Raw genomic sequence first — 13,781 nt, 5'->3', positions numbered from 1 at the left:
CAAGCAGTTGCGCGCCGACTTCGATACGCCGCTGCGCGGCTACTCAGTCCGAACGAGGTCAACCGCAACATCGCAACGCAGGAGCCTGACCCGATGCCGCCGGCAAATACTACCGGCGGCATCCAGCCAGTCCCCCGCACCATAGAAAACAGCAAAGGAAACCACATGACTTTCTCCGCCGATCTTTTCAAAGGCAAGACCGCGCTGGTCACCGGCGGCACCCAAGGCATCGGCGGCGCCATCGCGCGCCAGCTGGCATCGATGGGCGCCAAGGTGATCGCCGCCGGCCTGCCGCCGTTCGCCACCGACGAGTTCAAGGACAGCGGCGTGTCGCTCATCGAGATGAACGTGGCCTCTGAAGACAGCGTGCGCGGCGCGCTGGCCAAGATCGACAAGCTCGATATCGTGGTCAATTGCGCCGGCATCATCAAGCGCGGCGCCGAACTGGAAACCGAGGTCTTCGAACAGGTGATCGCGGTCAACCTCACCGGCACCATGCGCGTGTGCGCCGCCGCGCGCGAACTGCTCAAGCAGTCCCAGGGCTGCATCGTCAACACCGCTTCCATGCTGAGCTTTTTCGGCGGCGGCCTGGTGCCGGGCTACAGCGCCAGCAAGGGCGGCGTGGCGCAACTGACCAAGTCGCTGGCGATCGCCTACGCGGCCGACGGCATCCGCGTCAACGCGGTGGCGCCGGGCTGGATCGCCACCCCACTGACGCAAGCGCTGCAGGACGACCCGGCGCGCGCCGGCCCGATCCTGGCGCGCACGCCGCTGGGCCGCTGGGGCACGCCGCAAGACATCGGTAATGTCGTCGCCTTCTTGTGCACGCCGGCCGCCTCTTTCATGACCGGGACCATCGTGCCGGTCGACGGCGGCTACCTGGTTGCCTGAGCGGCAAACCTGTCTCGATTGCATGCCATTTGCCCGCGTCAGCGCCTCCATGCCGGCGCGGGCTTTTTTTGTCGGACGCCGCAAACCGCTCCGCTATAATCTGGCGCCGCCTCCCATCACACACCAACCAGCGTCCATCGCCCATGTCCGCCCAAGATAAAGCCACGGAAGACCAGACCAAGATCGCCGGCACCGCCGCCTTCTCCAAGTTCATGGCCGTGCTGCAACTGATCGCCGACCAGGATGCGCCGTTGACCATCGCCCAGCTGGCCGCCCTTTCCGGCTATCCGCGCCCGACCGTCTACCGCATCCTGGGTGCGCTCATGGCCGAAGGCATGGTGCTGGAAAACCCGCGCACCAAACAGTTCGAGGTCGGCCCGCGCCTGATCAACCTGGCCAGCCGCGCCTGGGACCGCAGCGACATCCGCGCCACCGCCATCGAGCACCTGCGCGCGCTGCGCGACGCCACGCGCGAGACCGTGCACCTGGCGCTGCCCTCCGACGCCGGCATGGTCTACATCGAAAAGCTGGAAAGTCCGCAGGCGGTGCGCATGACCTCGCGCATCGGCACCCGCGTGACGCTCTACTCCAGCTCGGTGGGCAAGGCCTACCTGGCCGCGCTGGACCAAGGCCGACGCGAGCGGCTGATGCCGGGCATCCGCATGCAGCGCTTCACCGAACACACCATTACCGACCTCGATGCCCTGCGCGCCGAGATCGAAGAAACCCGCGCACGCGGCTATGCCGAAGACCGCGAAGAGAACGAGACGCAGATCTTCTGCTACGGCGCCGCCATCATGGGCCCGGACGGGCTGCCGGCGGCCTGCATCAGCATCAGCATCCCGCTGTTCCGGCGCCTCGACGAGCCGCTGCAAGCCTATGTCAAACCCTTGCTGGAAACCTGCGCCGCCATCTCGCGCAAGCTGGCCGGCCCGGGCTGAATCGTCTTCACAACTGGCGCGCAAGCGTCAATGAAGTGTTACCGGATGCTGCGCCCGCGCACACGCGCGCGCAGTCCTGCTTAAATCGTCGCTTTGCCCTGGCCGCCGCCGCGGCCGTCCACCACACCAAGCGATGATGACATTCACCTTCCCCTCCCTGCGCCAGGCCCTGTGCGCCGCCGCCTTCGGCATGGCGACAGCCGCCTCGCTGCCAGCCGCAGCCACGCCGCTGGTCGACCTGAACGCCGCCGACATCCTGCCCATGACCGAGCAGCTCAAGAAAGACCTGCAGCTCACCCCCAACCAGCAAATCCTGTGGCGCCAGACCGAGCAAAAGACGCGCGCCATCCTCGCCCGGCGCCAGCAGCGCCGCGCCCTCTTGCAGGAAGACACCGACAAGGCACTGCACACGCCCGGCGCTGAATTGCGCGACCTGGCGCGCGGCTATGACGAAGACGGCACGGCATCCGAACAGGAAGCGCGCCAACTGCGCGAAGTATGGTTTTCGATGGCCGATGCGCTGGATGACCGCCAGCGCAAGCTGGTGCAGGATTACATCGCCGACCGCATGCAACGCGTGGCCGACGGCCCCGGCAACAGCGAAGGCGGGCGCGGCGGCGGACGCGGCAGCCCGCCTTCAGGCGGCAAGGGTGGCAGTGGAATGGGTGGAATGGGTGGGATGGGAGAAATGGGAAGCAGCCGCAGCGGCGCCGGCAGCTTCAGTTCCGACAACGGTTTCTGAAGCTGCCCCGGCCAATACGGTTCAGGCCTCCGGCGGCAATTCGACCTTGTAGATCTCGTTGCCGTCGGCGTTGTGCAGCGACACCGTCATCGCCTTCGTCTTCGCATCGATCTTGCCGATGCCGAAGAACTGCAGCAACTCCGTCGGCGGGCGATTCTGTTTCATGCCTTCCGGACTGCTGACGTAGCGCACATCCGGCCCGAAGGTATGGTCGATCTCGCCGGGGCCGAAAGTGCCGGCATTGATCGGCCCGCCGACGAATTCCCAGAAAGGCTTGAACTCGGTGAACTGCGCGCGCTCCGGCGAATAGTAAGTGGCCGACGCATAGTGCACGTCGGCGGTGACCCACACCACGTTCTTGATGTCGTGCCGCTTGATGAAGCGCAGCAGCTCGGCCACCTCCAGCTCGCGTCCGGAGGGCTTGCCGTTATCGGCATTGGCCCAGGCTTCATAGGTGCCTTTCGGCACGTCGGGATTGAGGTCGGGCACCACGATGGAAAGCGGCATGTCGCTGGCGATCACCTTCCAGGTCGAGCGCGAACGCAGCAGCGCCTGCTTGATCCAGCGCATCTGCTGCGGGCCGAGGAAATCGGCATCGCGCCCGCCCTTCTGGCGGTTGGGCGAATTGGCGCCGCGGTAGCTGCGCTCATCGAGCATGAACACTTCCAGCAGCGGCCCGTAGTGGAAGGCGCGGTAGATGCGGAAGGGATCGGCGACATCGATGCGGAACGGGTTGTGTTCGAACATCGCCTGGCGCGCACGCGCCACCAGCACATCCAGGTTGCGCTCGCTGTAACGCGTCTCTTCCTTGCCGATCACCTGGCCCGGATACCAGTTGTTGCGCACCTCGTGGTCGTCCCATTGCACCAGGAACGGCACCTCGGCGCAAAAGCGGCGCTTGTTGGCGTCCATCATGTTGTAGGCGAAGTTGCCGCGGAAGTCATCCAGCGTCTGCGCCACCTTCGATTTGGCTTCGGTGACGACATTGCGCCACAGGCTGCCGTCGTCCAGTTTCACCTCGGCCTGGATCGGACCGTCGGCATAAATCTGGTCGCCCGAGTGGATGAAGAAATCCGGACGGAAGCGGCGCATGCTCTCATACACGCGGTAACCGCCCCAGGCCTCGTTGATGCCCCAGCCCTGCCCGGCCTCGTCGCCGGAGAAGGCGAACGTGATGTCGTCGGCCCGGCCATTGTGCACGCCGCCCGGCACCATCAGGCTGCCGGTGACCGGCTCGCTCAGCGCCGATTCATGCGCCAGGTCCTGGAAGCGCACACGGTAGTGCAGGCGCTGGCCCAGCGGCAGGCCGCGCAAGTCCAGGCGCGCGGTGTAGTCGTTATGCACCGTCGCCAGCGGGCCGGCGATGCGCGTGGCCCCGGCGAAATCCGCATTGGAGGAATACTCCACCAGCATGCGCGCGGGACGGTCGGTACGGCTCCAGACGATGGCCGAATCGCGCGTGACGTCGCCGCTCATCACGCCGCCCGGCATCTGCGGACGCAGGCGCTCGGCGGTGACGATAGCGGGCGCCTGGGCCCGCGCCGGCATGGCGGCGGTTCCCAGCACCGCGCCGGCGCCCAGGCTGGCGCTATCGAGCAGGAAGCGGCGACGTTGCTGGTCGGCTGGATCTTGATGGTCTGGCATGGCAACTCCTCGTGGCAGGTGGCTTGAAGCGTTGCAATCTAGCAATCGCGTATGACCGTCCGATGAAACCATGCCTTCATGTCCGATTTTTCATGGTTTTTCTTGCCCGCTCCCGGTTATTTTCGCCCCGCACCAAAACATGGCTTTCCGCCTCGCCATCGTGGCGATTTCGCACAAACTTCGTGCACAACCAGAACCCTTCACGGTAATGGAATAAAAAACTCCTTCCAGATCAGCCACTTAAAACATAAGCACCAAAATGGAATGAAATTTGCTTTAAAACGAGGCTTCAATTCGTTTATTGCACAATCTTTGGGAGTTTTCAGGTGGAAGATCACAAAAACGGCGCAGATGCGCTGTTCATCCTGCTCGGCGCCATCATGATCCTGGCCATGCATGCCGGCTTCGCTTTCCTCGAACTGGGCACCGTGCGCAAGAAAAACCAGGTCAATGCGCTGGTCAAGATCCTGGCCGACTTCGCGGTCTCGACCATCGTCTACTTCTTCATCGGCTACTACGTCGCCTATGGCGTCTCCTTTTTCGCCGGCGCCGAAACGCTGGCGCAACGGAGCGGCTTCGAACTGGTCAAGTTCTTCTTCCTGCTGACCTTCGCCGCCGCCATCCCCGCCATCATCTCGGGCGGCATCGCCGAGCGCTCCAAATTCAATCCGCAACTGATCGCCACCGCCGTGCTGGTCGGGCTGGTCTACCCGTTCTTCGAAGGCATCGCCTGGAACGGGCACCTGGGCCTGCAAGCCTGGCTGGCCGCGACCTTCGGCGCCGGCTTCCATGATTTCGCCGGCTCCATCGTCGTGCATGCCGTGGGCGGCTGGATCGCGCTGCCGGCGGTGCTGCTGCTGGGCGCGCGGCGCGGGCGCTACAGCAAGGAAGGCGCGGTCGCCGCGCACCCGCCGTCGAACATCCCGTTCCTGGCGCTGGGCGCCTGGATCCTGACGGTGGGCTGGTTCGGCTTCAACGTGATGAGCGCGCAGACGCTGGACAAGATGAACGGCCTGGTGGCCATGAATTCGCTCATGGCCATGGCCGGCGGCACCCTGGTGGCGCTGCTGATGGGCAGAAACGACCCCGGCTTCGCCTACAACGGCCCGCTGGCCGGGCTGGTCGCCGTGTGCGCCGGCTCGGACCTGATGCATCCGATCGGCGCCCTGGCCACCGGCGGCATCGCCGGCGCCATCTTCGTGTGGATGTTTACCCGCACCCAGAACAAATGGAAGATCGACGACGTGCTGGGCGTATGGCCGCTGCACGGCCTGTGCGGCCTGTGGGGCGGACTGGCCGCCGGCATCTTCGGCCAGCAGGCGCTGGGCGGACGCGGCGGCGTGGCCTTCATGTCGCAACTGCTGGGCAGCATGCTGGGCATTGCCATCGCGGTGATCGGCGGCTGGATCGTCTACGGCCTGCTCAAGGCCGCCATCGGCATCCGCCTCGACCCCGAACAGGAATTCGAAGGCGCCGACCTGGCCATCCACAAGATCTCGTCGACGGCGGAGCGCGAGAGCAGTTGGTAATGGCGATAAATAAAAACAAAGTCGCGGGAGATTTGCAGATCGCGGGCGACACGGCGATTCAGTGGCCAGCACATGAAGGCATCAAGTGCCATGCCATGGTTTCTGGCCAATGCTGATTAACCGTGGAAGGTATTGCCGAAGCAATACGGCTGACGGCCGGCGACTGTTATCTCTCGCCGCCCGGGCCGCCGATCTGTTGGCGACGCCGGTCGATTTCCAATAGAAGCAGGCCACTGCTTTTGATTTGTAAAGATGACCGCAAAACTTGCACAGATCGACGTTAATAGTAATAATTCTCATTTTTACTCACTATTTGCGGACTGCGCGATGTCTTCCGGCACCCGGGATGCCCTTCTGACAGAGTTCTACGATGCCCACCACGACTGGCTGCAAGGCTGGTTGCGGCAGCGGCTCGGTTGCCGGCACGATGCCGCCGACCTGAGCCAGGACACCTTCATCCAGGTCGTGGCTGCGCGTAATGTGGCCGAGATCGACAAGCCGCGCGCCTTCCTGGCGACGCTGGCCAAACGGGTAATGTTCAACTTCTGGCGACGGCGCGACATCGAGCGCGCCTATCTGGAAGAACTGGCCCAGTTCCCCGCCGCCGGCGCGCCGTCGGAGGAAGACCGCGCGTTGGTGCTGGAAACCCTGCAACAGATTGACGCCATCCTCGACAACCTCAAGCCCAACGTGCGCGAGGTATTCCTGCTGAGCCAATTGCATGAACTGGGCTACCGCGAAATCGGCGAACGCATGGGCATACCGATCATCACCGTGCGGCGCTACATGACGCAGGCCATGCGCGCCTGCTGGCTGGCCGGCGAACCACAATGAGCGCGGCCAGCAAACGCGGCGTCGGCAACGCGCTGGACAATCCCGTCGCCGAACAGGCGGTCGAATGGATGGTCCTGTTCCGCTCGGGCGAAGCGACGCCTGACGACTATCGCCGTTTTTCCACCTGGAGCGCCGTCGACCCGCGCCATGCGCAAGCCTGGGAGCGCATGCAAGGCATCTTGCAGTGCTCGTTCGCGCCGATCCGCGAGGTAGAGCGCCGCTCGCCCGGCCAGGCCGAAACCGTAGAACGCATCATGCTGCGGCCACCGGCGCCCGCCGCCTCGTCCGAACGGCGCAAGATACTGCGCAAGACGCTGATGTTGGCCGCCACAGGCGTGGCGACCGGCCTGCTGCTCAATCAATCCTGGCGATCCTGGCCGCTGGACGCGCTGGCGGCCGACCTGCACACCGGCACCGGCCAGCGCCAAAGCTTCACGCTGCCGGATGGCAGCACACTGGCGCTCAATGCCCGCTCCTCGGCCGATGTCGATTTCAGCGGCAATGTGCGCCGCGTCCGCTTGCGCCAAGGTGAACTGGTCGCCACGGTAGCGCCGGATGCCGCGCGGCCCTTCATCGTCGAAACGCCGCATGGCGCAGCGCGCGCACTGGGCACCCGCTTCCTGGTTCGACGCGAGGATGAGCGCACGCTGGCGCTGGTACTGGAACACAGCATCCGCGTCAGCAACGGCGCCGGCGAACAAGTGCTCAAGACCGGCGAGGCCGCCTGGTACCACTCCGGCGGCATCGAACGCGTGAGCGGCGACCTCTCCGGACGTGCCGCCTGGACCGACGGCATGCTGGTGGCCAACGAGGAAAGCCTGGCCGATGTGGTCGCGGCCCTGCGCCCCTACCGCAAGGGATTCATCCGCCTGTCGCCGGATGCCGCGCGCCTGCGCGTGCTGGGCGCATTCCCGCTGGACGATACCGATAACGTGCTGCGCTCGCTGGAGCAAACCATGCCGCTGCACATATGCAATTACGGAAATCTGTTGGTGACCATAGACCTGCGCCAGGCCGCCGATAAAAAATAATTCTGATTTTTTCCGCCTGGATGATCACTCCGCCGCGCCTCGCGTTACCTCCTTTTTAGACCGATCCATCATTCTAAAAAGGGAATACCCATCGTGAACCAGCGTCTCGTACTGCGCCCCCGCATCCTTGTCCTTGCCGTTTCAGCCGCCTGCACCCTGCTGTGCGCCCCGCCCACCATGGCCCAGCCCGCATCGGCGCAAAACGCGGCAGCGGCGCGTTCCTACCAGGTGCCAGCCGGTTCTTTGGGCGCGACGCTGATGCAAATCGCGCAACAGAGCGGCCAGGCAATCTCTGTCGATCCCGAGCTGGTGCGAGGACGCCAGGCGCCGGCCATCCGAGGCAACTTCACCACCGCCGAAGCCGTACAGCAAGCCATCGGCAACAGCGACCTGCAACTACTGCAAACCGAGAACGGCACGCTGACGCTCAAGCGCGGCTTGACCGGCGCCGACGCGGCACAGGCCAGCCTGCCGGTGGTGACCGTGGCCGCCGAACGCGTCCGCCAGGGCCCGACCGAAGGTTCGGACACCTACACCATCCAGGAGAGCAGTACGGCCGCCAAAATGGCACTGTCGCCGCGCGAAACGCCGCAAACCATCACGGTGACCACACGCGCCAAGATGGATGACTTCAAGCTCAATACCGCCAATGACGTGCTGGCCAATACCGCCGGCATCACCGTCGAGAAAGCGGAAACCGACCGCACTTACTTCACCGCGCGCGGCTTCGACGTCACCAATTTCATGTTCGATGGCGTCGGCGTGCCGCTGACCTACGGCGCCCAGGCCGGCGACCTCGATACGGCGATGTTCGACCGCATTGAAGTATTGCAAGGCGCCAACGGCCTCTCTGCGTCCACCGGCAATCCTTCGGCCACCGTCAATTTTGTGCGCAAGCGCCCGACGCCCGAACTCCAGGCTTCGGCCGGCATAACCCTGAGTTCGTGGAATACCAAGCGCCTGGACGCCGATATCTCCAGCCCCTTGAACGAGGCCGGCACCGTCTCCGCGCGCATCGTCGCCGCCCACCAGGAAGGCAACTCCTACCTCGACCGCTATCAGCCGACCAAGGACCTGGTGTATGGCGTGGTGCAGGCCGATCTCGGCAATTCGACCGTGGCCACCCTGGGCTACAGCTATCAGAAGGTGCATGGCAAGGGCGCGATGTGGGGCGCGCTGCCGTTGACTTATGCCGACGGCAGCCAGGCGCAATATGGCGTGGGCACAAGCACTTCCGCCGACTGGTCGTACTACGATTCAAAAGAGCAACGCGCGTTTGCCGAACTGACGCAACAACTGGGCAATGGCTGGCAGTGGAAGAACTCGCTGAACCATGACGCAATCGACAGCGACAGCTCCCTCTTCTATGTCGCCGGCGCCTACGATGCCGCCACCGGCACCGGCTTGATGGGTTTCCCGTCGACCACCACCAGCAGCAACAAGCGCACCTTCCTCGACAGCAATGTGACCGGCAAGTACAGCTTGTTCGGCCGCGAGCATGACCTGAGTGCAGGCCTGAGCTGGTCGCGCTCCACGCAGGATCAGGTTAGCCGCAACTCCGACTCCGGGGCCGGCGGTTACTATCTCGACATTTCGCTGGAGCAGGCTTTCGGCGGCGCCTTCCCGACGCCCGTCTACGATGGCGACATGACCACGCAAGCCTATTCAGACACGCGCAAGACCGTCTACGCCGCCACGCGCCTGAACCTGCACGATCGCGCCAAGCTGCTGCTCGGCGCCAACTATACCCAGGCCGACTCCAGCGGTTACTCCGAATCCAGCTCCCACGTACTGAGCCAATCCGCCGTGTCGCCCTACGCTGGTCTGGTGATCGACCTGACCGGCAATATTTCCGCCTTCGGCAGCTATACCAAGATCTTCAATCCGCAATACCAGGTCGATGCCAACCATGCCACCCTGGCCGCGGCCAGGGGCGACAGCTACGAGCTAGGTCTCAAGGGCGAGTTCTTCGAGCGCCGCCTCAATACCTCGGCATCCGTGTTCCGGGTCAAGCAGAACGGTGCGGCCAATTATGCCGGCGTCTTCGCCACCGACGGTTCCTACTACTACGAAGGCATCAACGCCAAATCCGAAGGAGTCGAGTTCAACTTGAACGGCCAACTGGCCAGGAACTGGCAGGCCGGCGCCGGACTGGTGACGATGCGCATCACTGATGACACTGGCGCGCAGGTGCGCACCTATGTGCCGCGTCGCCAGCTGCGCCTGTCAACCACCTACCGCCTGCCGCAGCTGGAACAGCTCAAGGTCGGCGCAGCCCTGCTCTATCAAAGCAAGACCAGCTACGACACCACCAACGCGGCTTACCAGGGCGGCTATTCAGTGCTCAATCTGATGTCCAGCTACGCGATCAACAAGAACCTAAGCGTGTCGCTGAATCTGAACAACGTGTTCAACAAGAAGTACCTCTATAGCGTGTCGCAAGGATCGGGATACTACGCCGAACCGATCAATGGCAGCGTGGCGATCAACTGGAAGTATTGATCTTGGGCCGCGAATCTTCTTGACGTTGTGACGGCAGGCGAGATCCGGAGATGAAAATCGGTGATTTCGCCCGCCAATTAGTGCAAATGGCTCATCCGTGCTACAAAGCAGGTACCTCTTTCGACCAGGAGTAGCTATGCACCAGCGACACAATGAAAGTACGGCCAATCTGAAGGAATTGATGACCGCCGCCCCCATCAGCCCTGAAACACATGCGGCGCTGCTTCGGGAAAAAGTGGATATTCGGCGTTTAATAGAGGATGCAAGAGAAGACGCCAAGCAACGAAGCGAAGACGTACTCCACAGCGCCATCAGCGAAAGGACTTCTCCACCTGAAACCGGATTGCCCGCTACCGTCCGGAAATAGTCCCCCTGCCGCGCCACCCGGCATGCGGGTCCGCACCGGGCGGCTGAAACGGTTGAGGTCGCCATGCCCATACCCGAACATGACGCCCGGGGTTCACCTGCGCCCGCCCCGGCCGATCTGGTTCTTCGCTGTCACAAGCAGCGCTGCTACTCATTCATTCGGAGAAATCGATATGCCAATAACGAAACCGATCAACATGCTCAAGGGCTTGCTGCCCATCGCCCCGCTACTGGTGTTTTCTTGCGTAGATGCGGACGAAATCGGTGCAAATGACAAGGCACGAGAAAAACAGATGCAACAGGAAGTGGCTCGAATGGAGGCGAAAAGAGCACAGGCGCTGATGACGGTAGACGTCAAAGCGCTTGAAGACATGACCGCGGACCGGTACACGCATATTGAAAGCAGCGGAAAGTCGCGCAGCAAGGCTGAATTCATCAACGGCCTTCGCACAGCGGAATATCGCTTCAATACCTTTATGGTAGATACGATGCAAACGAGGGTGGAGAACAATGTAGCTATCGTGACAGGCATCTACCACAATGACATCGTCACCCCAAATGGGCTGCAACCGACGAAACATGCTCATTTCATTCGGGTGTGGCTGAAGGAAAACGGTAGCTGGCAAAACATCGCGCATCAGGCAACCGAGACCTATAAATCTGCCCGGCCTTGAGCGCGCCAGCGCGAAGGCATCTTCGATGCCGGTAAAAGAGCCGCTTCCCGTCATCGGCGTCATGACATGCGCCGCACCGCCGATGATGGCCAACTTGCCTGCGGCGAGTCTGCGAGGTGCAGGCGAAAAACCGTCTGCCCCCCTCGCCAAGACACGGCGGCTTAGCTGGAGAAGCCGATCGCCTTCGATGCGGCGCCTGCTTCTTCCCGCAAACTATCGACCAATGCGTTGGGAAAATCGACGAGGGACGCGTCTTTGCTGAGCAAGGTAATGACCGCAACGGGAAACCCGTCAAAATCCCGCACCGGCGCAGCAACGGCATAAAGGCCGGGCGTAACGAGTTCGTTGATCCAGGCGTATCCGTTTTTGATGATGCCGGCCTTTTGCGTTTCGATCTCGGCACGCGAATATTTCTTATCTTTCGCCACCAGACCGGCAAACACATGGTCAGGGAAGTAACTCGCAAAAATCCGTCCGGTCGATGAATCGAATATCGGCAAAACGGTGCCTACCGCGGCCGTCGTAATGATGACGTTTTTCCCGTGTATCCAGCGGACGACTGCAGGCCCGGCATCGGTCCATACAGAAACGAACGCCGTATGCCCCGTTTCCATGGCCAAGCGCCTAGCGGCATTTTCTGCCGCCCCCAAAGAGTCAATCCGTCGCATGAACGCCAGTCCCAAATGCAAAGCTGCCGGGCCGACGTCATACAAACCAGTCAATTCGTCCTGAACGACAAAGCCGCTGCGCCGCAAACTCACCAAATAGCGATGGGTGGAACTCGTCGCCATCCCCGCCTTGTCCGCAATGGCTTTCAATGACATGGGGCTGGATGATTCGATAAATACCGAAAGCAAGTCAATGGCTTGCTCCACAGACTGAATGCCGCGCTGCTTGCTACTGCTTTCATCGTCTCGTTCGAGTTCTAACCGGTCTTTTTTGGCCATCGCTGAATCTGTTCCTTGTTTATCCGCCCGGTAGTTTATACCCATCTTCGAGAGGGGCCTGATAACACCACGCCTGCTATTTCCGTTCATTCGATCGTTCAATCCTACGTCGCCGCAATGGCGCGAGCGTTTCCACACCCCTGAATTTCCATATCGATTTTCAAGGATAGATTTATTTTTTCAATTCCATTTAGGATAATACATTGTATTATTCGGAACAAATGAGACGCCGAATTCCATCGGCACGTCTCAATAAAAATGCTTAATTGCAAACAATAAATCTTTCATCTTGGAGGTAGACATCATGGATAGAGCCATTGAGCTCGATCGCGGCGCAGCTTTGCTCGGTCGGCTAGATGACGTTCCGGTCAGCCGATTTCTCGTCAAAGCACGGGTCATCATCGGCGTAGCCACTTTCTTCGACGCATTCGACGCCCTTGCCATTGCGTACGTTTTGCCGGTTCTGGCAGGGCTGTGGAAACTCACCCCGGTCGAAATCGGCTTCATGATCTCGGTGGGTTATGCGGGCCAGCTGGCAGGCGCGCTGGTCTTCGGATGGCTTGCCGAGCGCTGCGGCAGACTGCGCGTCGCGGGATGGACCGTCGGTATATTTGCCCTGGCCAGTTTTGCTTGTGCATTTGCCCCAAGCTACAGCGTGCTTCTCGCCTTGCGGTTCATTCAGGGTGTCGGGCTTGGCGGAGAGGTCCCCATCGCCGCCGCCTATGTCAACGAGTTCGCCAAGGCGGAAAACCGCGGCCGATTCTTCATGCTCTACGAGCTGGTGTTCCCGCTGGGCCTGCTCATTACGGCATTCATAGGCATGTGGGTTGTGCCCAATCTCGGCTGGCAGGCGATGTTCGTGATTGGCGCCCTGCCGGCGATCCTCGCGCTGTTTATGCGCAGAGTGCTTCCAGAGTCCCCGCGCTGGTTGATTGCGCGCGGCCGTTTGGAAGAAGCACGCCAAGTGGTCGAGAAGCTGGAGCGCTACGCCGGGCATACCCCGTCGAATCAAGAACCTGTCCCCATCTCCGCGGCCAGCGCCAACAATCCTCCACCGCAGCCAGGGCGATGGCGCGATCTGTTCCAGGGTATTTACTTGCGCCGCACATTGCTGCTCTGGGTGCTGTGGGTGTCCTCTTATTTCATCGTATATGGGGTTACCGCCTGGCTGCCGACGGTGTACCGCACGGTCTTCAAGCTGCCGCTTGAGACCGCATTGCAGTACGGCCTCATTACCAGCGCAGCAGGTTTCCTGGGCAATGTGGCATGTGCCATCTGGATTGACAGGGTCGGACGCAAGACCTGGTTCATCTGCAACTTCTTCATCGGCGGCGCCTGTCTTGCAGTCCTGTATTTCCTGGGGGCCACTTCGCCCATGCAAGTCATGCTGCTGGCATCGCTGAGCTATTTCTTCATCGCCTCCGTCGCTATCGCTTTATACCTCTACACCCCCGAGCTGTATCCCACCCGTGTTCGAGCCTTAGGCGTAAGCGCCGCCAGCGGATGGCTTCGCGTTGCCTCTGCGATCGGCCCCACCGTGGTCGGCGCACTGATCAGTGCCGGATCACTGTCCGTGATCTTTGGAATGTTTGCCTTATTGGCCCTGTTCGGCGGTGTCGTGATGGCCTTGTTCAGTGAAGAAACCTCCGGCAAATCGCTGGAAGAACTTTCCCCCTAAAA

Annotated in this window: 12 protein-coding genes and 1 pseudogene; 10 read left to right on the top strand and 3 right to left on the bottom strand. The window is 61.9% G+C overall.

The annotated features are described in order from the left end of the window. Nucleotides 1-165: 165 nt before the first annotated feature. From AC07N6_RS02415 to AC07N6_RS02405, 3 genes are all read left to right on the top strand, one after another. Entirely contained in the window at nucleotides 166-891 is a 726-nt protein-coding gene (locus AC07N6_RS02415; RefSeq protein ID WP_494780726.1) for an SDR family NAD(P)-dependent oxidoreductase, read from the top strand. A gap of 143 nt (nucleotides 892-1,034) precedes the next feature. Next, complete coding sequence (locus AC07N6_RS02410; RefSeq protein WP_494780725.1) at nucleotides 1,035-1,832, top strand: IclR family transcriptional regulator; 798 nt, start codon at nucleotides 1,035-1,037, stop codon at nucleotides 1,830-1,832. A 133-nt stretch (nucleotides 1,833-1,965) separates the two neighbouring features. Beyond that, on the top strand, nucleotides 1,966-2,574 hold the full coding sequence (locus AC07N6_RS02405) for a hypothetical protein (RefSeq protein ID WP_494780724.1): 609 nt from the start codon (nucleotides 1,966-1,968) through the stop codon (nucleotides 2,572-2,574). Between the two features lie 21 nt (nucleotides 2,575-2,595). Here AC07N6_RS02405 and AC07N6_RS02400 read toward each other — a convergent pair whose 3' ends face one another. Beyond that, nucleotides 2,596-4,218: an alkaline phosphatase D family protein gene (locus tag AC07N6_RS02400; protein WP_494780723.1), complete on the bottom strand. Its 1,623-nt coding sequence runs from the start codon at nucleotides 4,216-4,218 to the stop codon at nucleotides 2,596-2,598. A gap of 326 nt (nucleotides 4,219-4,544) precedes the next feature. Between AC07N6_RS02400 and AC07N6_RS02395 the strand changes: the two genes are divergently transcribed. The 6 genes from AC07N6_RS02395 (at nucleotide 4,545) to AC07N6_RS02370 (ending at nucleotide 11,154) form a co-directional block, all read left to right on the top strand. Beyond that, nucleotides 4,545-5,747 carry an ammonium transporter gene (locus AC07N6_RS02395; protein ID WP_494780722.1) on the top strand — a complete coding sequence of 401 codons (1,203 nt, stop codon included), beginning with the start codon at nucleotides 4,545-4,547 and terminating at the stop codon, nucleotides 5,745-5,747. Between the two features lie 327 nt (nucleotides 5,748-6,074). Next, the gene (locus AC07N6_RS02390; RefSeq protein ID WP_494780721.1) at nucleotides 6,075-6,581 is read left to right on the top strand and encodes a sigma-70 family RNA polymerase sigma factor; all 507 of its coding nucleotides are present in this window, start codon (nucleotides 6,075-6,077) and stop codon (nucleotides 6,579-6,581) included. Beyond that, nucleotides 6,578-7,612 carry a FecR family protein gene (locus AC07N6_RS02385; RefSeq protein ID WP_494780720.1) on the top strand — a complete coding sequence of 345 codons (1,035 nt, stop codon included), beginning with the start codon at nucleotides 6,578-6,580 and terminating at the stop codon, nucleotides 7,610-7,612. The genes AC07N6_RS02390 and AC07N6_RS02385 overlap by 4 nt, the downstream gene beginning before the upstream one ends. Before the next feature lie 93 nt (nucleotides 7,613-7,705). Next, nucleotides 7,706-10,114, top strand: coding sequence for a TonB-dependent siderophore receptor (locus AC07N6_RS02380; RefSeq protein ID WP_494780719.1), 2,409 nt, complete (start codon nucleotides 7,706-7,708; stop codon nucleotides 10,112-10,114). A 136-nt stretch (nucleotides 10,115-10,250) separates the two neighbouring features. Next, nucleotides 10,251-10,481 (top strand): hypothetical protein, encoded by a 231-nt coding sequence (locus AC07N6_RS02375; RefSeq protein ID WP_494780718.1) that lies wholly within the window; start codon nucleotides 10,251-10,253, stop codon nucleotides 10,479-10,481. A gap of 172 nt (nucleotides 10,482-10,653) precedes the next feature. Continuing rightward, nucleotides 10,654-11,154 carry a nuclear transport factor 2 family protein gene (locus tag AC07N6_RS02370; protein WP_494780717.1) on the top strand — a complete coding sequence of 167 codons (501 nt, stop codon included), beginning with the start codon at nucleotides 10,654-10,656 and terminating at the stop codon, nucleotides 11,152-11,154. Nucleotides 11,155-11,166: 12 nt separating this feature from the next. Here AC07N6_RS02370 and AC07N6_RS02365 read toward each other — a convergent pair. Both AC07N6_RS02365 and AC07N6_RS02360 read right to left on the bottom strand, forming a co-directional pair. After that, nucleotides 11,167-11,304 (bottom strand): annotated as a pseudogene (locus tag AC07N6_RS02365) (FAD-dependent monooxygenase); the annotation flags it as partial. An 11-nt stretch (nucleotides 11,305-11,315) separates the two neighbouring features. After that, a complete protein-coding gene (locus AC07N6_RS02360) occupies nucleotides 11,316-12,101 on the bottom strand; it encodes an IclR family transcriptional regulator (protein WP_494780716.1) in 786 nt (261 codons plus the stop codon). Nucleotides 12,102-12,405: 304 nt separating this feature from the next. On the opposite strand from AC07N6_RS02360, the gene AC07N6_RS02355 reads away from it, so the two are divergent. Further along, the gene (locus tag AC07N6_RS02355; RefSeq protein WP_494780715.1) at nucleotides 12,406-13,779 is read left to right on the top strand and encodes an MFS transporter; all 1,374 of its coding nucleotides are present in this window, start codon (nucleotides 12,406-12,408) and stop codon (nucleotides 13,777-13,779) included. Nucleotides 13,780-13,781 lie beyond the last annotated feature (2 nt).

This window comes from Herbaspirillum sp. GW821-FHT09A12 (assembly GCF_059418325.1).
This window is presented reverse-complemented; position numbering and strand designations above follow the sequence as displayed.